Consider the following 20,972-nt stretch of genomic DNA (forward strand, 5'->3'; position numbering starts at 1 on the left):
ATTCATGTATAAAATAAATTTATATTATAAGAAAATCATATTTTATATATGAATTACTTGATAATTTTCATAAGTATTAATTGTTAAATTATTAAATTATTAAATTTAAAGGGTAAATCTTAATCAATTTGCATAAAGTTGTCGAAAAGCGCCTTTATAATAATAAATTTAGTACAAGATGGTTGAAATTTGTTATATAGTATGGTATTATTATTAAAGCTAAGGTAACAATTCTAAATATTAAAAAAAATCACAATAATTTAACAAAATTTATTATTGAATGTTATAATTTGTGATATAATATAATTAAAAAAAGTGCAGCAATAAATTCTGTATATGACTGCAGTTTAAATAATTTAATAATGGTAATAAAATAGAGGAGGAATTTTAAAAATGTCATCACTTTTAAATAAGACAAGAAGGTTAAATAAAATACTTCAGAAATCAGGAACAGAGCCAGTGGTATTTGACGACATATGTAAATTACTAAGTGAGGTATTAGAGTGTAATGTTTATATTTTAAGTAAAAAAGGAAAAATATTAGGTTATGATCTTTCAACTGGATTTGAATGTGAAATTGTGAAAGAAAAAATAGTTCCAGAAATGAGATTTCCAGAGTTTTATAATAATAAACTTTTAAATATTCATGAAACTTTAGCTAATTTAACTAATAATGGGAAATGTGTTTTCGAAGAAAACTGTGGCTGTGGTATACAAAATAAATTAACTACTATAGTGCCTATAAATGGAAACAGAGAAAGACTTGGAACATTATCATTAGCTAGATTTGATGATCAGTTTACAGATGAAGATCTTGTATTAGCTGAATATAGTGCAACTATTATTGGACTTGAAATACTTAGATCAAAACACGATGAAATAGAAGAAGAAGCAAGAAAAAAAGCTGTAGTACAACTTGCTATTGGAACACTTTCATATTCTGAATTAGAAGCTGTAGAACATATATTTAATGAATTAGATGGAATGGAAGGACTTTTAGTTGCTTCAAAAATAGCAGATAAAGTTGGAATAACAAGATCAGTAATAGTTAATGCTTTAAGAAAATTTGAAAGTGCTGGAGTTATTGAATCTAGATCATTAGGTATGAAGGGAACTCATATAAGAATATTAAATGACAAATTATTAGATGAATTAAAGAAAATAAAATAAAAAACAGGATAATTATTATCCTGTTTTTTATTTTAATAATGTTTTCACTATAAATTATAGTAAAAATATATATTTTTATTATAGATTAGTTTTTTTTGCTATACTTATGTAAAATTTTTAAATTATTATTGAACATAGTGATTTCATATGATATACTACTCTAGGTAACAAAAATACACACATTATCTAATTTATAAACGGTGCCTTAGGGTATTTTATAAATATGAAGATAATGGAGGTAAAAACCAAGGAGGTAAAAATTATGTCAGTTATTTCAATGAAACAATTATTAGAAGCAGGTGTTCATTTCGGACATCAGACAAGAAGATGGAACCCTAAAATGGCTCCATACATTTTTACAGAAAGAAATGGAATCTATATTATAGATTTACAGAAAACTGTAAAGAAAGTTGAAGAAGCATATAACTTCATAAAAGAAGTTGCAGGAGAAGGAAAAGATATCCTTTTTGTTGGAACAAAAAAACAAGCTCAAGAAGCTATTAAAGAAGAAGCTATAAGAAGTAACATGCACTTTGTTAATAACAGATGGTTAGGTGGTATGTTAACAAACTTCTCAACTATAAAGGGAAGAATTAAGAAATTAGAAGAATTAGAGGAAATGGAACAGGATGGAACTTTTGATGTTCTTCCTAAGAAAGAAGTTATAAAGCTTAAGTTAGAAGAAGAAAAATTAGAAAAGAACTTAGGTGGAATAAAGAAAATGGATGCAAATAATGTTGGAGCTTTATTTGTAGTAGATCCAAGAAAAGAAAAAAATGCTATATCAGAAGCTAAAATATTAGGTATACCAGTGGTAGCAATAGTAGATACTAATTGTGATCCAGATGAAGTTGATTATGTAATTCCAGGAAATGACGACGCTATAAGAGCTGTAAAATTAATAACTGCTAAAATAGCTGATGCTGTTATAGAAGCAAGACAAGGTGAACAATTAGCTGAATAATATATTTAAAGGTAGATGAAGGTATCTTCATTTACCTTTAAAAAAATCGTAAAGATAGGGAGGATAAATTATGATTTCTGCACAGATGGTAAAGGATTTAAGAGAAAGAACTGGAGCAGGTATGATGGACTGCAAAAAAGCTTTATCTGAAACTAATGGAGATTTAGATAAGGCTATAGAATTATTAAGAGAAAAGGGATTAGCTGCTGCTGCTAAAAAAGCTGGAAGAGTTGCTGCTGAAGGATTAGTTGAAACTTTTATTTCAGAAGATGAAAAATCAGGTTCTATAGTTGAAGTAAACTGTGAAACTGACTTTGTTGCTGCAAATGATGATTTCAAAACATTAGCTAATAATGTTGCAAAACAGGCAGTAAATACTAAGGCTTCTAATATAGAAGAATTCATAGAAGAAAAATACATAGGTGATGAAAGCATATCAATAAAAGATGCTGTTACGGCTTTAATTGCTAAACTTGGAGAAAACATGTCAGTAAGAAGATTTAGCAATTATTCTGTTGAAAATGGAGTAGTTGAAAGCTATATCCATGGTGGTGGAAGAATTGGTGTACTTGTAAAGCTTGAATGTGAAAAATCAAATGAAGTATTAAAAGAAGTAGCTAAAGATATAGCTATGCAAATTGCTGCTGTAAATCCATTATTCTTAAATAGAGATGAAGTTGATAATGATACTTTAGAAAAAGAAAAGGAAATTTACAGAGTTCAAGCTTTAAATGAAGGAAAACCAGAAAAAATTGTTGATAAGATGGTAGAAGGTAGAATCCAAAAATACTATAAAGAAAACTGCTTAATAGAACAAGTTTGGGTTAAGAATGCTGATTATACTATAACAAAATATCTCCAGGAAAAATCAAAAGAAGTTGGAGCTGAAATAAAGGTTACTGGATTTGTTAGATTCGAAAGAGGAGAAGGAATCGAGAAGAAAGAAGAAGATTTTGCTGAAGAAGTTAAGAAACAAATGCAGCAAGGAAAATAACTAAAAAGAGAGAACACTGCGTGTTCTCTTTTTTTGAAATGAAAATCCGGTGAATTTTAAAATTACTATGTAATTTTTAACAGTTTGGAGGTATAATATATATGAATAATATTAAATATAAAAGAATAATGCTGAAGCTTTCAGGAGAAGCCTTAGCAGGTGAAAAAGGATATGGTATAGACTTTGAAGTAGTTCAAAATATATCTAAACAAATAAAAGAGCTTGTAGATATGGGAGTAGAAATTGGTGCAGTCGTTGGAGGCGGAAACATTTGGAGAGGAAGAAATGGAGACGCTATGGACAGAACTACTGCAGATTATATGGGAATGTTAGCTACTTGTATAAATGCATTAGCACTTCAGGATTCTTTAGAACAGTTAGGGGTTAATACTAGAGTTCAAACAGCTATAGAAATGAAAGAAGTTGCCGAGCCTTTTATAAGAAGACGTGCTATGAGACATTTAGAAAAAGGAAGAGTAGTAATATTTGCAGCAGGAACAGGAAATCCTTATTTTTCAACTGATACTACTGCAGCTTTAAGAGCAGCAGAAATTGAAGCAGATGTGATACTACTTGCCAAGAAAGTTGACGGAGTTTATGATAAAGATCCTCACAAATATTCAGATGCTAAAAAATTTGAAACTTTAAGTTATATACATGTATTAGACAGAGGACTTCAAGTTATGGATTCTACTGCAACCTCATTATGTATGGATAATAATATTCCTATATTAGTGTTTGGATTAGATTCTCCTGAAAATATTAAAAAAGCAGTTATTGGAGAAAAAATAGGAACAATAGTGTGTAAAGAATAAAGGAGGTATTATTAATGATAAAAGATATTATGGCCACAGCTGATGAAAAAATGCAAAAAACTATTAGTGTTTTAAAGAAAGATTTAGCTTCTATGAAAGCTGGAAGAGCTAATCCAGCAATGCTAGATAAAATAGAAGTTGAGTATTATGGATCCGTTACACCTATAAATCAAGTAGCGAGCATTTCTGTACCTGAGTCAAGAGTTCTACAAATTCAGCCTTGGGATAAGACTGCTATAAAAGATATAGAAAAAGCTATTTTAAAATCAGACTTAGGACTAAATCCGTCTAATGATGGTACTATTATTAGATTGGTAATACCAGAATTAACTGAAGAAACAAGAAAAAACATTGTTAAAACTATTAAGAAAACTGGTGAAGAATCTAAAATAGCAATAAGAGCTATAAGAAGAGATTGCAATGATAAATTAAAAAATCTTAAAAAAGAATCAGATATATCAGAAGATGAAATTAAAAAAGCAGAAGATGATATTCAAAAGAAAACAGATAATTTTATAAAAGAAATTGATAAAATTTTGGAAGTAAAAGAAAAAGAAGTTATGGCTATTTAATATTTTTAATTTTAAACCTGCGTTTTCGCAGGTTTTATTAGTAAAGTTAAATTTTAGTTATTACTAAAGGTTAATTTTAGAATGGAGAGGAATATATGTGGAAATTTTTTAATGATAAGAAAAAGAAAGAAGAGAATTGCTTATCATTGGACATGAATAATATTCCAAAACATATTGGAATAATAATGGATGGAAATGGACGATGGGCTAAAGAAAGAAATTTACCTAGAAGTATGGGTCATAAAGCAGGAGTAGAAACTATTAGAGATGTAGTAAAAGAATGTGACAAATTAGGAGTAAAATATTTAACTTTATATGCTTTCTCAACAGAAAATTGGAAGAGACCTAAAGATGAAGTGAATGCTCTTATGAGATTATTAGTTGAGTATTTAAAAAAAGAAGTAGAAGAATTACATGAAAACAATGTAATAGTAAATACTATAGGAGATATTTTAAAGCTTCCACAAATATGTCAAGATGAGCTTCGAAGTGCTTATGAAAAAACAAAAAATAATACAGGACTTCAATTAAATTTAGCTTTAAATTATGGTGGAAGAAATGAAATTGTTAGAGCTATAAAATTACTTTATGAAGATATTAAGAAAGGACAAATTAATGAAGAAGTTATAGATGAAAATATCATATCAAATTATTTATATACTGCAGGAATGCCAGATCCAGATTTGATAATAAGACCAAGCGGAGAACAAAGAATTAGTAACTTTCTTTTATGGCAATCTGCTTACTCAGAATTTTGGTATTCAGATATAAAATGGCCTGATTTTAATAAAGAACACCTTCACAAGGCAATATACGATTTTCAAAACAGAGATAGGAGATATGGAGGAGTGAAATAAGAAAGTTTAGGAGTGGGTAAAGTGAACAACAGATATTTGGGAGCTCTTATATTATCACCTCTTATAATATTTTTATTTGTAGGTGGAATTTTTTTAAAGTACTTAACTTTTGTACTATCATTAATGGGACTTTATGAATTTTATAAAGTTTTAAAAGAAAAAAATATACATGCATTTAGTATAGTTGGATATGTATTGTGTATAATATACTTTTTAACTTTAGGCACAAAGATAAATACGGATTTATTCTTTTATATTGTTATATTAACTACTTTAATAGTATTGAGTATTCCTGTTATAAATATAAAATATACTTTTATTGATGCAGGAACTACTTTACTAGGATTTTTATATGTACCAGTGTTTTTCAGTTTTATAGTTTTAGTAAATAATAAGTCTTATGGAAATTATCTTATTTGGCTTATATTTCTATCTTCTTGGATATGTGATACTTCTGCTTATTATAGTGGTAAGTTTTTTGGTAAAAATAAGCTTTGTCCTAAAGTAAGTCCTAAAAAAACTGTGGAGGGTTCTATAGGAGGATTTATTGGATCTACACTATCTTGTGGGTTATTTGGAGTTTATTTAGTTAATATAGGAGTAAATATTTCATTAATACATTTTTTTATAATAGGAGCATTATGCGGAATATTAGTACAATTTGGAGATTTAGTTGCTTCTTCTATTAAAAGATATGCAGGTGTAAAGGATTATAGTAATCTAATACCAGGGCATGGAGGTGTACTTGATAGATTTGATAGTATACTTTTTTCAGCCGTAGTAGTATTTTATTATTTAACTTTTATAGTAAGAATATAAAAAATAAGTGTATTTTAGCACTTAGAGTATATAGATTATGCTCTAAGTGCTTTTGCATTATATTTTATAATATATAACTATATTTTAGAATATAATACTATATAGCAATTCTAGGGGATATAAATTTGTTTTATGAAAAATATAAAAAGATTATATATTGCTCTATTTCTTTAATAATATTTATAATTTTTACTGTTTTTATAAAAAGATATTTCAAACCATTTTTTGTAATTGTAATATTTTTATTCCTTTCAAGTCCTATATATGATCTATTGAGTAAGTTTGAAATATTTAGCAAGAAAGTAAGAGGATTAATAAGTATATTATTTGTAAATATGATTATATTTATTTTTCTTATATATATTGGCAATTGGTTATATAGCATTAAGGATATAATTATAGATGCTATATTAAAAATAGTATATACTTTAGATAAATTAAGTAGAAATTTAAATTTAAATTTTTCAGGGTTAAATCAGGAATTAGAAAAATATTATTTTAATATTCTAAACAGTGATTTTTTAAGGAAAGGAGCAGTATATACTACAGAAAGTATTTTTAATTATTTTATTGGTAATATAGTTGCTTACTTTATTTTGGTAGATAAATATGTTATATTTAATTGGACTAAAAATTTTATATCACCTAATGGGCTAAGATTCATAAAAGAAAAGATTAAAGATATGGAAGGTATATTGAAAGTAGAAATATTGTTAATATTTGTTACTACTATAGAAACTATATTTGGATTAATGGCTTTAAATATAGAAAATTACATTATGCTAGGAACGCTTTGTGGTATACTTGATTTGTTACCTTATTTAGGAACAATAATAATATTTATACCTTTAATACTGTATAAAGTTTCCATAGGGGACTTTATAATTGCTTTTGGATTGATTTGTCTTTATGTACTTCTTTTTATTAATAGGCAGATTATGGAAGCTAAATTTATGAGTAATAAATTAAAAATTCATCCTATATTTACTATATTATCTTTATATGTTGGATTAAAGGCTTTTGGTATAATAGGAATGATATTTGCACCTTTATATATAATAATTTGTAAAAGTATACTAGAAATGTAATTTCATTAATTTTTTTACAAAGGAGAGGATATGTTGAAGAATATATGCATATTAGGAGGAACTGGTTCTATAGGATCTCAGGCATTAGATGTAATTAGAGATGAGAAAGATAGTTTTTCATTAATAGCTGTTTCTGCTAATAAAAATTGGAAAGGTATTATAAATATTATAAATGAATTTAGTCCTAAATTTGTTGCTCTGATGGATAGTGTAGCTTATGAGAAAGTTAAAGTGTATTGTAATGATAATAATAAAAATACAGAAGTTCTATTTGGATTAGAGGGACTTAATATAATAGCTTCTTTAGAAGAAGTAGATGTGGTATTAACTTCTGTAGTTGGTATGATTGGCTTATATCCAACTTTAAAAGCTATAAAATCAGGAAAAGATATAGCTCTTGCTAATAAAGAAACTTTGGTGGTAGGGGGAGAAATAATCAAGAAGGAAGCTAAGAAAAGTAATATAAATATACTTCCTGTTGATTCGGAGCATGGAGCTATATTTCAATGTTTAAGAGGTAACTCTTATGAAGATGTAAACAAAATATTATTAACAGCTTCTGGCGGCCCTTTTCGGGGTAAAACTTTGCATGAATTAAAAAATGTTACTGTAGAAGATGCGCTTAATCATCCTAGATGGAATATGGGTAAAAAAATATCTATAGATTCAGCCACTCTTATGAATAAAGGATTAGAGGTTATAGAAGCTCATTTCTTGTTTGATGTGGATTATAATAATATTCAGGTAATAGTTCATCCTGAAAGCATAATACATTCAATGGTAGAGTATAAAGATGGAAGTGTTATAGCGCAATTAGGGAGTACAGATATGAAACTTCCTATACAATATGCATTAAATTATCCTAAAAGAAAGGAAGCGGTGGTTGAAAAAATAGATTTTTATGCTATCAAGAATCTAACTTTTGAAAAGCCAGATATAGATACTTTTAAGCCTTTGAAATTAGCCTATGACGCAGGGAAAATAGGTGGATTAATGCCAGCAATTTTAAATGGGGCTAATGAAGCAGCTGTAGAGCTTTTTATAAATAAAAGAATAGACTTTCTTACTATAGGAAATATATTAGAAGAAGCAATGAATAAATTTAGTAATATAAAAAATCCTTCATTGGAAGAAATAATATATATAGATAAAAGAGTAAAGGAATATGTAAACAATACATTTATTTAAGGAGGAATATACGTGAGTATTATGAATATAATTGGTGCTATTTTTGCTTTTAGTTTATTAGTTATTGTACATGAATTTGGTCATTTTGCTTTAGCAAAATTAAATGGTGTTAAAGTAGAAGAATTTTCTATAGGTATGGGGCCTAAATTATTTGGTTTAAAAAAGGGAGAAACTCAATATAATGTAAAGTTATTACCTATAGGTGGATATGTAAGAATGCTTGGAGAAGATGGAGAAGAAACTACAGATGATAGAGCATTTTCAAATAAATCATCTCTTCAGAAATTAAGCATAGTTGCAGCAGGGCCTTTTATGAATTTAATATTAGCAATAGTTCTGTTTGGAGTTATATCTGCAAGTAGAGGTTACTATGCACCTATAGTAGATAGAGTAGAAGCTAATAATCCAGCCCAAATTGCAGGTATCCAAAAAGGCGATGAAATATTAAAAGTGAATAATAAGAAAATATTAACTTGGGAAGATTTTGTAACTGAAGTTTATACTAATGGTAAATCTACTTTAAATATTACTTATAAAAGACAAGGAGAAGTTAAAACTACTAAAGTTACTCCTGTAAAGAATGAAGAAGAAAATAGATATGTTGTTGGAATTTATCCTACAGCTATAACAAATCCAAGTATAGGACAGTCAATTTCATATGGATTTGTTGAAACAAATTCTCTTATAAGTCAGACTTTTGGATTTTTAAAAACTATGTTCAAAGGCAAGGTATCAGTAAATGATTTTGGAGGACCATTAACTATTATAAAGGTATCGGGAAAAGCAGCAGAAGCGGGATTTTTAAGTTTAATGTCTTTTGCAGCTTATTTAAGCGTACAATTAGCTATATTTAATATTATTCCATTTCCAGCTTTGGATGGAGGATGGATTATTCTATTCTTAATTGAAATTATAACTAGAAGAAAAATAGATAGTAATAAAGTTGGTGTTATAAATTATATTGGATTTGCTATATTAATGACTTTAATGGTGCTAGTTACTGTAAAAGATATACTATATCCTGTTAATTTATAGGAGATGATAAGCATGGAAAGGATAAAAACCAAAAAGATTAAGGTTGGAAATTTATATGTAGGAGGAGACTCCCCTATATCTGTTCAATCGATGACTAATACAGATACTAGAAATGTAGATAAAACAGTAGAACAAATAAAGGCTTTAGAGAAAGCTGGCTGTCATATAGTAAGATGTGCAGTGCCAGATGAAGAGGCAGCTAAAGCAATAAAACATATAGTAAGTAGAATAGATGTACCTTTAGTTGCAGATATTCATTTTGATTATAGATTGGCATTACAATCTATAGAAAATGGAGTAGCTGCTCTTAGAATTAATCCTGGTAATATTGGAAATATTAATCGTGTAAGAGAAGTAGCAGAAAGAGCAAAAGAAAAAAATATTCCTATAAGGATTGGAGTAAATTCAGGTTCTTTGGATAAAGAACTCCTAAAAAAATATGGAAAAGTATGCCCAGAAGCTTTAGTAGAAAGTGCTATGCAACATGTAAGGATATTAGAAGAAGTTAATTTTTCAGATATTGTTATATCTATAAAGTCATCTAATGTTATGCAAATGATTGATAGCTATAGATTAATTTCAAAACAAGTAGAGTATCCATTACATCTTGGTGTAACAGAAGCAGGAACTTTATGGAGAGGAACAATAAAATCAAGTATTGGAATAGGAACTCTTTTATCAGAAGGTATTGGAGATACTATAAGAGTATCACTTACAGGAGATCCTATAGAAGAAATAAAAACTGGAAGAGAGATACTAAAAGCTTTAGGGCTTTTAAACGGAGGGGTAGAATTTATATCTTGTCCAACTTGTGGAAGAACACAGATTAATCTTATAGAAATTGCTAAAGAAGTGGAAAAGAGGTTAGAAGGTGTTGAAAAAAATATTAAAGTAGCAGTTATGGGGTGTATTGTCAATGGCCCTGGGGAAGCAAGAGAAGCAGACATAGGAATTGCCGGTGGAAAAGGTGAAGGGCTTATATTTAAAAAAGGAAAAATAGTTAAAAAAGTTAAGGAAGAGAACTTGTTACAAGAATTATTAAAAGAAATAGAAAACATGTAAAGTGAATGTTAATAGATACTCAGTTAAAGATGTTACTTAAAATAAGCTATGAAATATATAAAAGAGGTATAAAATTTTAAAAGTAGATTTATATAAATCAGAAGCTTTTAGAAAATCATGGATGTTCTAAAGCATTGCCGGAAACTAATCAATTATCTTTATTTAATTTATAATAATTAGTTATGCTGTAAATATAATGTTAACTTTTCCTTGAAATAACCTATACGTTATGATACAATGGGAACTAGTAAGATTACCGATAATTATTTTGACGGAGAAGAGTGGGTGAAGGCCCGCTCTTTCTATTTGTATAAAACGCAACTTATGTTGCGTTTTTAAATTAATATCGTATGTAATTTGTAATTTACCACAAAATAATAAATAAGGAGGGATTGCTATGAACAAAGAAAATTTAATCAAAGAACTAAATACTTTAATAGAACCTATAGTTAATAAATTAAATTATGAATTATATCATTTAGAATTTGTTAAGGAAAGTGGAGAAAATTATTTAAGAATATATATAGATACTGAAAAAGGAATAGGGCTTGAAGATTGTGAAAAAGTTAGTAGAACCATTAGTGATATGCTAGATGAAGTTGATCCAATAGAAGAAAGCTATTATTTGGAAGTATCATCTCCTGGAATAGATAGAGAATTATATAATGATAAACATTTAGAGAAAAATTTAAATTCAGAGGTATCAATAAAACTTTCATCCTTACTTAATGGAAATAAAAAATATGAAGGAACACTAAAATACTTTGACAGTGCTTGTATAAAAATTGAGAGCGAAGGAAAAGAAATAGTTATTCCAAGAGAAAAAATTCAAAAAATTAAATTAAAAGTAGAATTTTAAAAGGAGGTTTAGTAAGAAAATGAACGAGGAGTTTGTAGAAGCACTAAGAGAAATAGTTAAAGAAAAAGGAATTTGTGAAGATTTAATATTTAATACTATAGAAGACGCTTTAGTTGCGGCATATAAGAAAAACTATGCAAAACAAGGAGCTACAAATCAAAATGTAATAGTAAATATGAATAGAGAAACTGGAGAAATAAATGTTTATTCTAGAAAAACAGTAGTTGACGAAGTTTTGGATGAATTGAATGATATATCACTTGATGATGCTAAAGAAATAGATCCAAGATATGAACTAGGAGAGGTAGTAAACATTGAAGTAACTCCTAAAAAGTTTGGAAGAGTAGCTGCTCAAGCTGCAAAACAGGTAGTTATTCAAAGAATAAAAGAAGAGGAAAGAAGACTTGTATATAATGAATTCAGTGAAAAAGAATGTGATATAATAACTGGAACAGTTATAAGAAAAGACAAAGCTAATGTATTTGTTGATTTAGGAAAAATTGAAGCTGTACTTGGACCAAATGAACAAATGTTAGGGGAAAGTTATAATTTCAATGAAAAATTAAAATTATATATAGTTGAAGTGAAGAATACTACTAAAGGAGCTCAGGTGGTAGTATCAAGAACTCATCCAGGCTTGGTTAAGAGATTATTTGAATTAGAAGTGCCAGAAATATATAATGGTATTGTAGAAATAAAAAGCATAGCTAGAGAAGCTGGATCTAGAACAAAAATAGCTGTACATTCTAATGAAGATAATGTTGATCCTATGGGAGCATGTGTTGGTCCAAAAGGTATAAGAGTTCAAAATATAGTAAATGAGCTTAAAAATGAAAAAATTGATATAATAAAGTGGAGTAAGCTTCCAGATGAATACATTGCTAATGCATTAAGTCCAGCTAAGGTATTAGATGTTGATGTAGATGAAGATAATAAATCAGCAAAAGTAGTGGTAGAAGATAATCAACTTTCATTAGCTATAGGTAAAGAAGGTCAAAATGTAAGACTTGCAGCAAAGCTTACAGGTTGGAAAATTGACATAAAAAGTTCATCTCAAGTTAATGAATAATCAAGGCTAAAGAAGGAAGGTGGTTATTTTATGAAAGTAAAAAAAATACCTGAAAGAATGTGCACTGGATGTATGGAAATGAGACCTAAAAGAGAGCTTATAAGAGTTGTTAAAAACAAAGAAGGAGAAGTTTCTATAGATTTAACTGGTAAAAAGCCTGGTAGAGGTGCATATATTTGCAAAAGTACAGGTTGTCTTCAAAAAGCCTTTAAAAGTAAAAAATTAGAGAGAAATTTGGAAACCACTATAAGTGAAGAAATCTATAACAAATTGAAGGAAGAGATAGATAGTGAAAAATAAATTTATTTCTTTTCTAGGTATAGTGAAAAAAGCTGGGAAATGTATAGAAGGATACAACAAATGCGAAGAAGCTTTAAGAAAAGACAAATGCTATTTAGTTATTGTATCAAAAGAAGCTTCACAAAATACAAAAGAAAAGTTTAGTAGAATGGCCCTTAACAGAAATATTCCTGTTATTAGTGAGTGCAATGGAGAAGATTTATGTCAAATATTAGGAAGGGATAGAATAAATATAGTTGGAGTATCAGATATGTCCATGGCTGAAAAGTTGCTAGAACTATGGGAAGATAAAAAATAAAATTAGTCTCGGGGGTGAATGTTTTGTCAAAAATTAGAGTATATGAATTAGCAAAGGAATTAGGAATATCCAGCAAAGAACTAATAAATTTATTAAGAGATGAGTTTGGCATAGAAGTAAAAAATCATATGAGTGTTATTGAAGAAGAGGATGCTCAATTAATAAACGAACTATTTTCAGAAGATAATAAAAAAGCTTCTGATATTAGTAATTCAGAAAATGATATAGAAGAAGAATATTCTGAATTGGAAGAAGAAAAGATAAAAACAAAAAAGAAGAATAGAAGAGGTAAAGAGATTTTGAGTGATGAAAAAACAAATGAAAATGTAATAAAAGATACTAAAGAAGAAATTATAATAGAAATGAATGATACTATAACTGTTAAAGAGTTTGCAGATAAGCTAGAAAAACCTTATACAGAAGTAATAAAAGAACTTATATTTATGGGAGTTATGGCAGCGGTAAATCAAGAAATTGACTTTGAAACTGCAGAAAAATTAGGTGAAAAATTAGGTGCTTTAGTAGTATTAAAAGAACAAAATTTAGAATTAGAAGCCATAGAACAAGAAGACGAAGATGATGAAGAAGGAAAGAAAAAAAGACCAGCAGTAGTAACTGTTATGGGGCATGTTGATCATGGTAAAACTTCTTTATTGGATGCTATAAAACAATCAAAAGTTGCAGCTTCTGAAGCAGGTGGTATAACTCAGCATATTGGTGCTTATACTGTAAATATAAATGGAGAAAAAATAACTTTCTTAGATACTCCAGGACATGAAGCTTTTACAGCAATGAGAGCAAGAGGTGCTCAAATAACAGATATAGTTATATTAGTTGTAGCTGCAGATGATGGAATAATGCCTCAAACAGAAGAAGCAATAAATCACTGTAAAGCAGCAAATGTTCCAATAATAGTTGCAATAAATAAAATGGATAGACCAGGTGCTAATCCTGATAGAGTAAAACAGCAGTTATCAGAGAAAGGATTACTTGCAGAAGACTGGGGTGGAGATACAATAACTGTACCAGTGTCTGCACATACAAGGGAAGGATTAGACTCTTTATTAGAAATGGTTCTTTTAACAGCAGAAATGGAAGAACTTAAAGCAAATCCTAATAGAAATGCAAAAGGAACGGTAATAGAAGCAAAGCTTGACAAAGGAAGAGGAGCTGTAGCCTCATTACTTATACAAAATGGTACTTTACATGCTGGTGATTCTATAATAGTTGGTACTACTTATGGAAGAATAAGAGCTATGTTTGATGATAAAGGAAAGAAGATAAAATCAGCAGGACCATCTATACCAGTAGAGATATTAGGACTATCAGAAGTACCAGCAGCAGGAGATAGATTTCATGTTGTTAAAGATGAAAAAACTGCTAGGGATATGGCAGAAAAGAGAAAAGAAAAAGCTAGGAGTGAATATTTACAATCAACTCATAAAGTATCTTTAGAAGATTTATATAATCAGATAAAAGAAGGAAAAATAAAAGAGTTGAACATAATTGTAAAGGCAGATGTTCAAGGTTCTATAGAAGCAGTAAGACAGTCCTTTGAAAAACTTTCAACTGATGAGATAAAAGTTAGAGTTATACATGGAGCTGTAGGAGCAATCACAGAAACAGATGTTACTCTAGCCAATGCATCTAATGCAATTATAATAGGATTCAATGTAAGACCAGATTCTAATGCTATAGCTGCTGCGGATAAAGAAAATGTAGATATTAAAACTTATAGAGTTATATATACTGCTATAGAAGATATAAAATCAGCTATGTTAGGTATGCTTGAGCCTGATTATAAAGAAGTAGTGTTAGGAAGAGTAGAAGTTAGACGAACTTATAAGATTTCCAATGTAGGAACTGTAGCAGGCTGTTATGTTTTAAATGGAAAGATCACAAGAAATTCAAGCGTAAGGATTATAAGAGACGGAATAGTTATAAATGAATCTGAATTATCATCCTTAAAGAGATTTAAAGATGATGCTAAAGAAGTTGCAACAGGTTATGAATGTGGACTTATGGTTGAGAAATTTAATGACCTTAAAGAAGGAGATATAATAGAAGCTTATACTATGGAAGAAATAAAAAAAGATAAGCTATGATTAGGAGTGAATTTATATGGCTAAATATAGATCTGGAAGAATAAACGAAGAAGTAAAAAAAGAAGTATCAAGTATAATTCGTGAAGATATTAAAGATCCAAGAATGAGTGGAATGGTTAGTGTAACCAAAGTAGATGTTACAAAAGATTTAAGATATGCTAAAGTATATGTAAGTATTTTTGGAGATAAACAAGTAAAAAATGATACTTTAAGTGCTTTAAAAAGTTCTAGTGGATTTATAAGAAGAGAAATTGGTCATAGAATAAATCTAAGATATACGCCAGAAATAATAATAGAATTAGATGAAACTATAGAACATGGTATGCACATAGATGCACTACTTGCCGAAATAAAGGAGAGAGAAAGCCATGATAATGAATAAAATATTGGAGGTTATAAAGAAAAGTGAAAATATAGCAATAACTTTCCATACTTCCCCAGATGGAGATTCTATAGGTAGCTCATTAGGACTTTTACAAGGAATTAGAAAACTTGACAAAAAAGCATATATCATATGTAAAGAAAATATTCCAGAAAATTTTAAGTTTTTGCCATGTAGTGAAGAAATAAATGGAGAAAACTCAGAAGTCAAAGATGGAACGGATTGTGTAATTGTTTTAGACTGCGGAAACTATGAAAGAGTAAATGCAAATATAGATTTAGACAATAAAAAATATACTTTTATAAATATAGACCATCATATATCTAATGGATTATATGGAGATTTAAACTTTGTAGATACGAATGCTTCATGTATGGGGGAAATTGTATATCAAATGTTAAGATCACTAGGAGTAAATGTTGACAAAGATATAGCTTCTTGTTTATATACATCAATTTTAACAGATACAGGTTCTTTTAGACATTCAAATGTAACATCTATTACTCATAGTATAGCAGGAGATTTGATAAATACTGGTATTGACTTTAGTGATATACATAGAAAAGTATTTGATAACAAAGAATTCAATAGATTTAAATTATATGGTGTAGTATTTAATAACATGGAATTAATTAATAATAAAATATGTGTAATGAAAATACCACAGGAGATATTTGCAGAATTAAACATAGAGTCAGGTACAGATACTTCAGATGTAGTATCCTTTGGTAATAGCATAAAAACCGTAGAAGTAACAATGTTATTAAAAGAAAAAGATGAAGAAATAAAGTTAAGTTTAAGATCTAAATCAAAAGTAGATGTTAGAAAAATTGCAGAAACTCTTGGTGGTGGAGGACATATAAGAGCAGCAGGAGCTTCTATAAAAGGTAAATCACTAGAAGAAGTAAAAAATATTGTGTTAGAACTAATAAAAAAAGAGTTGATATAAATGAATGGTGTGTTAAATATATATAAACCTTCAGGTATGACTTCTTTCGATGTGGTAAGAAAAATTAAGAAACAATGTAATACAAAGAAGGTTGGCCATACTGGTACATTAGATCCTATGGCGACTGGTGTGCTGCCTATATGTGTAGGTAATGCAACTAAGATAGTAGATTACATTATGAATGAAAATAAAATATATGTTGCTACTATGAAACTTGGCATAATTACTGATACATATGATAGGGAAGGAAGCATATTAGAAGAAAAGTTAGTAGATATAGGTGAAGAAAAAGTTGTAGAGTGTATTAAATCCTTTAAAGGAGAAATAGACCAAATACCTCCTATGTATTCAGCTCTTAAAGTGAATGGTAAAAGACTTTATGAATTAGCTAGAGAAGGAATAGAAATAGAGAGGAAAAGTAGAAAAATCAATATATATTCCATAGAAATATTAGATATAAATGTGCCTTTTGTAACTTTTAAAGTGGAATGTTCAAAAGGCACTTACATAAGAAGTCTTTGTTATGATATTGGACAAAAGCTAGGAGTAGGTGGAACTATGTGGTCTTTAGAAAGAACCAAAACTGGTATTTTCAATATTGAAGATTCTGTTAATATAGAGAATTTAAATAAAGATAATTTTGGACAGCATTTAATTCCTATAGACCAAGCTCTAACTAAATATGATTCATTAAAAATGGATAAAAGATATGAAAAACTTCTTTTAAATGGAGTTACTATAAATAATAAATATATTATTAAAGATATAGAAAAAGATATTATATTTAGAGTATACTTAGAAGATAAATTCATAGGTTTAGGTAGAAGAGAAGAAAAAGGATTTAAAATTTTGAAGTTACTTGTATAGGAGTAATAAATATGGATATAATTGAAGAGGAAAGAAATTATAAACTTCAGTGTAATACTTATGTTGCATTGGGAAGCTTTGATGGATTACATTTGGGACATATGAAGCTAGTAAACAAAGCTATACAGCTTGCTCATAAAAATAATGGAAAAAGTATGATTTATACATTTAAAAACCATCCTTTATCTATTATTAATAAAGAAATTATGCCGAAGCTTTTAATGGATAAAGAAACAAAGATTGATGTTTTACAGAAAAAAGGGTTAGATATATTTAGACTTGTTGATTTTGATAAACAATTCATGAAGCTTTCTCCTGAAGAATTTGTCTTTAATATTGTAAAGAAGTATAATGTAAAAGGTATTATAGTAGGATTTAATTATAGATTTGGATATAAAAATTTAGGAGATGTAGAATTGTTAAAAGAGCTAAGTAGAAAATATGATTTTCAGCTATTTATTGTAAGGCCAGTAAAGTATAAAAATGAAATTGTATCTAGTTCTCATATAAGACATATAATTGGAGATAATGGAGATATAAAAAAAGCAAATAGTATGCTAACTAGACCATTTTCTCTTTCAGGAACAGTTATACATGGAAAGCAATTAGGAAGAATTATAGGATTTCCTACTATAAATCTAGACTATAATAAAGAATTTATTATACCAAGAGGTGGAGTGTATTTTACCATAGTTGAGTATAATAATACTTATTTTAAAGGGGTAACTAATGTAGGATATAATCCTACAGTAAAAGACAAAAAATTAAGTATAGAGACACATATAATTAATTTTGATAAAGAAATATATGATGAAAAAATAAGATTGTATTTTATAGATAGAATAAGAGATGAAAAAAAGTTTAATTCTATTGATGAATTAGGTAAAAGAATAAAAAAAGACAAAGATTATGTAGAAAAGCAAAATTTAGAATTAATTATAAAAAATAATTTACAACTGTAAGGTTCTTTGTTATAATTAAGTTCGTGAACCTTAATCTAAGATTGCTGTGTTGCCGTCGGTATTCTTGGACTAAGGGGATATAACAATCGGAGGTGTATAGAAATGGATAAGGCATTAAAAAATGAAATTTTAACTAAACATGCAAGACATGAAGGAGATACTGGTTCTCCAGAAGTTCAGATTGCACTATTAACAGAAAGAATCAATCATTTAAATGATCATTTAAAAGTTCATAAGAAAGACTTCCATTCAAGAAGAGGTCTTTTAATGATGGTTGGTAAAAGAAGAGGTCTTTTAAATTACTTACAGAAGAAAGATATTGAAAGATACCGTGCAATCATTAAAGAATTAGGTTTAAGAAAGTAATAAAAAAGATACTAGAGCGGCTTTGACCGCTCTATTATTTTGAAATTAGCTTAACTATATGTTTGTATAAAAAAATATAAAAATTAGGATAATAATAATGTATAGTTTGAAGGGAGGTAAATTATGAGTCATATACTTGAAACTACTGTAGCAGGTAGAACACTTAAAGTAGAATGTGGAAAAGTTGGTGCGCTTTCAGATTCAGCAATACTTGTAAGTTATGGAGATACAGTAGTATTAGTAAATGCAAATGCATCTAAGGAACCAAGAGAGGGGATAGACTTTTTTCCGTTAAGTGTTGAATATGAAGAAAGGTTATATTCCGTTGGAAAAATACCAGGAGGATTTATAAAAAGAGAGGGTAAACCTTCAGAAAAAGCAATACTTCATGCAAGAGCAATAGATAGACCATTAAGACCGCTATTTCCGAAAGGATATAGGAATGATGTGCAAATAGTTTGTACAGTTTTATCTGTAGATCAAGATAATCTGCCAGATATTTTAGCTATGAATGGTGCTTCTATGGCATTATGTTTATCTAGTATTCCATTTACAATTCCAGTAGCAACTGTTTCTGTAGGACTAATTGACGGAAAATTCATAGTTAATCCTACAAAAGCTGAAAGAGAGAATACAGAACTAAATCTTACAGTTTGTGCTACTAAAGATAGAGTTATGATGATAGAAGCAGGTGCACAAGAAGTAGATGAGGATATAATGTATAATGCTATAACTTTTGCTTTTGATGAATGCCAAAAAATAGTTCAATTCCAAGAAGAGGCAATGAAAAAATTTGGCAAAGAAAAAGTAGAACCAGTACTATACAAAGTAGATGAAAACATAGAAAAAGAAGTAAAAGATTTCTCATTTGATATGATAAAAGAAGCTATGTACATTACAGATAAAGATGAAAGAAACACTGCTATGGATGTAGTGAAAGAAAAAATAAAAGAAGAATTTGAAGAGAAATATCCAGATAATGTTTCTGATATAGGGGAAGTAGTTTATAAGACACAAAAAGAAATAGTAAGAAATATGATCCTTAAAGAAAACAGAAGACCTGACGGAAGAGGCTTTGAAGAAATAAGAAGTATAAGTTGTGAAGTAGGTTTGCTTCCAAGAACTCATGGAACAGGACTGTTTTCAAGAGGATTAACTCAAGTAATGACAGTAGCAACAATTGGACCATTAGGTGATGTTCAAATATTAGATGGTATTGGAGACGAAGAATTTAAAAGATATATGCACCACTATAATTTCCCATCCTATAGTACTGGAGAAGTAAGACCACTTAGAGGACCAGGTAGAAGAGAAATTGGTCATGGTGCTTTAGCAGAAAAAGCTTTAGAACCATTGATTCCGTCAGAGGATGTATTTCCATATACAATAAGACTTGTATCTGAAGTTTTAAGTTCAAATGGGTCTACATCACAAGCTAGTGTTTGTGGAAGTACTTTAGCATTGCTTGATGCAGGTGTCCCAATTAAAAGACCAGCTGCAGGAATAGCTATGGGACTTGTAACTAGTGAGGATTTATCAGAAGAAGAAGTTTTAACAGATATTCAAGGTATTGAAGACTTCTTTGGAGATATGGATTTCAAAGTAGCAGGAACTTCTGAAGGAATAACTGCTATTCAGGTTGATACTAAAATTCATGGACTATCTAATAACTGTATAAAAACTACTTTAGAAAGAGCAAAAAAGGCACGTTTATTTATATTAGATAAAATAAAAGAATGTATTCCTAAACATAGGGAAGAACTTTCACCATATGCTCCAAGAGTTTATACTATGAGCATTGATCCAGACAAAATAAGAGATGTTATAGGAGCCGGCGGTAAGACTATAAATAAAATTATAGCTGAAACAGGTGTAAAAATTGACATAAAAGAAGATGGAAAAATTTATATCATGTCTAACGATAGTGTTGGAGCTGATAGAGCATTAAAGATAATATATGATTTAACAAAAGAGGTTGAAGTAGGGGAAATCTACTTAGGAAAGGTTACAAGAATAACTAACTTTGGTGCTTTTGTTGAAATATTACCTGGCAAAGAAGGATTAGTTCATATATCTAAACTTGACTTTACAAGAGTAAATAAAGTAGAAGATATAGTATCTATGGGTGATGAAATATTGGTAAAAGTTACAGATATAGATGAACAAGGAAGAATTAATCTTTCAAGAAAAGATGCCATTAAAAAACCAGAAGATAAAGAAGATCAAAATAATAAATGATATTAAATAGAAG

At 28.7% G+C, this 20,972-nt stretch carries 22 protein-coding genes; all 22 read left to right on the forward strand.

Annotation, left to right across the window (positions count from 1 at the left end; genetic code table 11):
- Positions 1–393 precede the first annotated feature (393 nt).
- The 22 genes from codY (at position 394) to J2Z24_RS14060 (ending at position 20,959) form a co-directional block, all read left to right on the forward strand.
- Complete coding sequence (gene codY, locus J2Z24_RS13955; RefSeq protein WP_111947504.1) at positions 394–1,170, forward strand: GTP-sensing pleiotropic transcriptional regulator CodY; 777 nt, start codon at positions 394–396, stop codon at positions 1,168–1,170.
- Between the two features lie 262 nt (positions 1,171–1,432).
- Positions 1,433–2,134, forward strand: a complete 702-nt coding sequence (rpsB, locus tag J2Z24_RS13960; protein WP_035148562.1) for a 30S ribosomal protein S2 — start codon at positions 1,433–1,435, stop codon at positions 2,132–2,134.
- 70 nt (positions 2,135–2,204) lie between these two features.
- Positions 2,205–3,128 carry a translation elongation factor Ts gene (tsf, locus tag J2Z24_RS13965; RefSeq protein ID WP_035148564.1) on the forward strand — a complete coding sequence of 308 codons (924 nt, stop codon included), beginning with the start codon at positions 2,205–2,207 and terminating at the stop codon, positions 3,126–3,128.
- 101 nt (positions 3,129–3,229) lie between these two features.
- Positions 3,230–3,943 carry a UMP kinase gene (gene pyrH, locus J2Z24_RS13970; RefSeq protein ID WP_035148566.1) on the forward strand — a complete coding sequence of 238 codons (714 nt, stop codon included), beginning with the start codon at positions 3,230–3,232 and terminating at the stop codon, positions 3,941–3,943.
- A gap of 14 nt (positions 3,944–3,957) precedes the next feature.
- Positions 3,958–4,515: a ribosome recycling factor gene (frr, locus tag J2Z24_RS13975; protein ID WP_035148568.1), complete on the forward strand. Its 558-nt coding sequence runs from the start codon at positions 3,958–3,960 to the stop codon at positions 4,513–4,515.
- 95 nt (positions 4,516–4,610) lie between these two features.
- Positions 4,611–5,372: an undecaprenyl pyrophosphate synthase gene (uppS, locus tag J2Z24_RS13980; RefSeq protein WP_035148571.1), complete on the forward strand. Its 762-nt coding sequence runs from the start codon at positions 4,611–4,613 to the stop codon at positions 5,370–5,372.
- Positions 5,373–5,393: 21 nt separating this feature from the next.
- Positions 5,394–6,191, forward strand: coding sequence for a phosphatidate cytidylyltransferase (locus J2Z24_RS13985; protein ID WP_035148573.1), 798 nt, complete (start codon positions 5,394–5,396; stop codon positions 6,189–6,191).
- Between the two features lie 125 nt (positions 6,192–6,316).
- On the forward strand, positions 6,317–7,279 hold the full coding sequence (locus J2Z24_RS13990) for an AI-2E family transporter (protein WP_035148576.1): 963 nt from the start codon (positions 6,317–6,319) through the stop codon (positions 7,277–7,279).
- Between the two features lie 33 nt (positions 7,280–7,312).
- Entirely contained in the window at positions 7,313–8,467 is a 1,155-nt protein-coding gene (gene dxr, locus J2Z24_RS13995; RefSeq protein ID WP_035148577.1) for a 1-deoxy-D-xylulose-5-phosphate reductoisomerase, read from the forward strand.
- Positions 8,468–8,488: 21 nt separating this feature from the next.
- A complete protein-coding gene (rseP, locus tag J2Z24_RS14000; RefSeq protein WP_035148607.1) occupies positions 8,489–9,502 on the forward strand; it encodes an RIP metalloprotease RseP in 1,014 nt (337 codons plus the stop codon).
- Positions 9,503–9,514: 12 nt separating this feature from the next.
- Entirely contained in the window at positions 9,515–10,564 is a 1,050-nt protein-coding gene (gene ispG, locus J2Z24_RS14005; RefSeq protein WP_035148578.1) for a flavodoxin-dependent (E)-4-hydroxy-3-methylbut-2-enyl-diphosphate synthase, read from the forward strand.
- 397 nt (positions 10,565–10,961) lie between these two features.
- Positions 10,962–11,423, forward strand: a complete 462-nt coding sequence (gene rimP, locus J2Z24_RS14010) for a ribosome maturation factor RimP (protein ID WP_035148579.1) — start codon at positions 10,962–10,964, stop codon at positions 11,421–11,423.
- A gap of 19 nt (positions 11,424–11,442) precedes the next feature.
- Positions 11,443–12,492, forward strand: coding sequence for a transcription termination factor NusA (nusA, locus tag J2Z24_RS14015; RefSeq protein ID WP_035148580.1), 1,050 nt, complete (start codon positions 11,443–11,445; stop codon positions 12,490–12,492).
- A gap of 30 nt (positions 12,493–12,522) precedes the next feature.
- On the forward strand, positions 12,523–12,792 hold the full coding sequence (gene rnpM / locus J2Z24_RS14020; RefSeq protein ID WP_035148581.1) for an RNase P modulator RnpM: 270 nt from the start codon (positions 12,523–12,525) through the stop codon (positions 12,790–12,792).
- Complete coding sequence (locus J2Z24_RS14025; RefSeq protein WP_035148582.1) at positions 12,782–13,090, forward strand: ribosomal L7Ae/L30e/S12e/Gadd45 family protein; 309 nt, start codon at positions 12,782–12,784, stop codon at positions 13,088–13,090. The genes rnpM and J2Z24_RS14025 overlap by 11 nt, the downstream gene beginning before the upstream one ends.
- A gap of 23 nt (positions 13,091–13,113) precedes the next feature.
- On the forward strand, positions 13,114–15,195 hold the full coding sequence (gene infB / locus J2Z24_RS14030; protein WP_035148583.1) for a translation initiation factor IF-2: 2,082 nt from the start codon (positions 13,114–13,116) through the stop codon (positions 15,193–15,195).
- 16 nt (positions 15,196–15,211) lie between these two features.
- Positions 15,212–15,577: a 30S ribosome-binding factor RbfA gene (gene rbfA, locus J2Z24_RS14035; RefSeq protein ID WP_035148584.1), complete on the forward strand. Its 366-nt coding sequence runs from the start codon at positions 15,212–15,214 to the stop codon at positions 15,575–15,577.
- Positions 15,564–16,526: a DHH family phosphoesterase gene (locus J2Z24_RS14040; RefSeq protein ID WP_035148585.1), complete on the forward strand. Its 963-nt coding sequence runs from the start codon at positions 15,564–15,566 to the stop codon at positions 16,524–16,526. Before rbfA ends, J2Z24_RS14040 begins: the two co-directional genes overlap by 14 nt.
- Positions 16,527–17,393: a tRNA pseudouridine(55) synthase TruB gene (gene truB / locus J2Z24_RS14045; protein WP_035148586.1), complete on the forward strand. Its 867-nt coding sequence runs from the start codon at positions 16,527–16,529 to the stop codon at positions 17,391–17,393.
- Between the two features lie 11 nt (positions 17,394–17,404).
- Positions 17,405–18,355 (forward strand): bifunctional riboflavin kinase/FAD synthetase, encoded by a 951-nt coding sequence (locus J2Z24_RS14050; RefSeq protein WP_035148587.1) that lies wholly within the window; start codon positions 17,405–17,407, stop codon positions 18,353–18,355.
- A gap of 102 nt (positions 18,356–18,457) precedes the next feature.
- Entirely contained in the window at positions 18,458–18,721 is a 264-nt protein-coding gene (gene rpsO / locus J2Z24_RS14055) for a 30S ribosomal protein S15 (RefSeq protein WP_035148588.1), read from the forward strand.
- Between the two features lie 123 nt (positions 18,722–18,844).
- A complete protein-coding gene (locus J2Z24_RS14060; RefSeq protein WP_035148589.1) occupies positions 18,845–20,959 on the forward strand; it encodes a polyribonucleotide nucleotidyltransferase in 2,115 nt (704 codons plus the stop codon).
- The last annotated feature ends 13 nt before the right edge of the window (positions 20,960–20,972 follow it).

It is taken from the genome of Clostridium tetanomorphum (genome assembly GCF_017873215.1).
Lineage (GTDB): Bacteria > Bacillota > Clostridia > Clostridiales > Clostridiaceae > Clostridium_AO > Clostridium_AO tetanomorphum.

Coding starts and splice junctions, on each gene's coding strand:
- codY (WP_111947504.1), top strand. CDS start 394: ATGTCATCACTTTTAAATAAGACAAGAAGGTTAAATAAAATACTTCAG.
- rpsB (WP_035148562.1), top strand. CDS start 1,433: ATGTCAGTTATTTCAATGAAACAATTATTAGAAGCAGGTGTTCATTTC.
- tsf (WP_035148564.1), top strand. CDS start 2,205: ATGATTTCTGCACAGATGGTAAAGGATTTAAGAGAAAGAACTGGAGCA.
- pyrH (WP_035148566.1), top strand. CDS start 3,230: ATGAATAATATTAAATATAAAAGAATAATGCTGAAGCTTTCAGGAGAA.
- frr (WP_035148568.1), top strand. CDS start 3,958: ATGATAAAAGATATTATGGCCACAGCTGATGAAAAAATGCAAAAAACT.
- uppS (WP_035148571.1), top strand. CDS start 4,611: ATGTGGAAATTTTTTAATGATAAGAAAAAGAAAGAAGAGAATTGCTTA.
- rseP (WP_035148607.1), top strand. CDS start 8,489: ATGAATATAATTGGTGCTATTTTTGCTTTTAGTTTATTAGTTATTGTA.
- ispG (WP_035148578.1), top strand. CDS start 9,515: ATGGAAAGGATAAAAACCAAAAAGATTAAGGTTGGAAATTTATATGTA.
- rimP (WP_035148579.1), top strand. CDS start 10,962: ATGAACAAAGAAAATTTAATCAAAGAACTAAATACTTTAATAGAACCT.
- nusA (WP_035148580.1), top strand. CDS start 11,443: ATGAACGAGGAGTTTGTAGAAGCACTAAGAGAAATAGTTAAAGAAAAA.
- rnpM (WP_035148581.1), top strand. CDS start 12,523: ATGAAAGTAAAAAAAATACCTGAAAGAATGTGCACTGGATGTATGGAA.
- rbfA (WP_035148584.1), top strand. CDS start 15,212: ATGGCTAAATATAGATCTGGAAGAATAAACGAAGAAGTAAAAAAAGAA.
- J2Z24_RS14040 (WP_035148585.1), top strand. CDS start 15,564: ATGATAATGAATAAAATATTGGAGGTTATAAAGAAAAGTGAAAATATA.
- truB (WP_035148586.1), top strand. CDS start 16,527: ATGAATGGTGTGTTAAATATATATAAACCTTCAGGTATGACTTCTTTC.
- J2Z24_RS14050 (WP_035148587.1), top strand. CDS start 17,405: ATGGATATAATTGAAGAGGAAAGAAATTATAAACTTCAGTGTAATACT.
- rpsO (WP_035148588.1), top strand. CDS start 18,458: ATGGATAAGGCATTAAAAAATGAAATTTTAACTAAACATGCAAGACAT.
- J2Z24_RS14060 (WP_035148589.1), top strand. CDS start 18,845: ATGAGTCATATACTTGAAACTACTGTAGCAGGTAGAACACTTAAAGTA.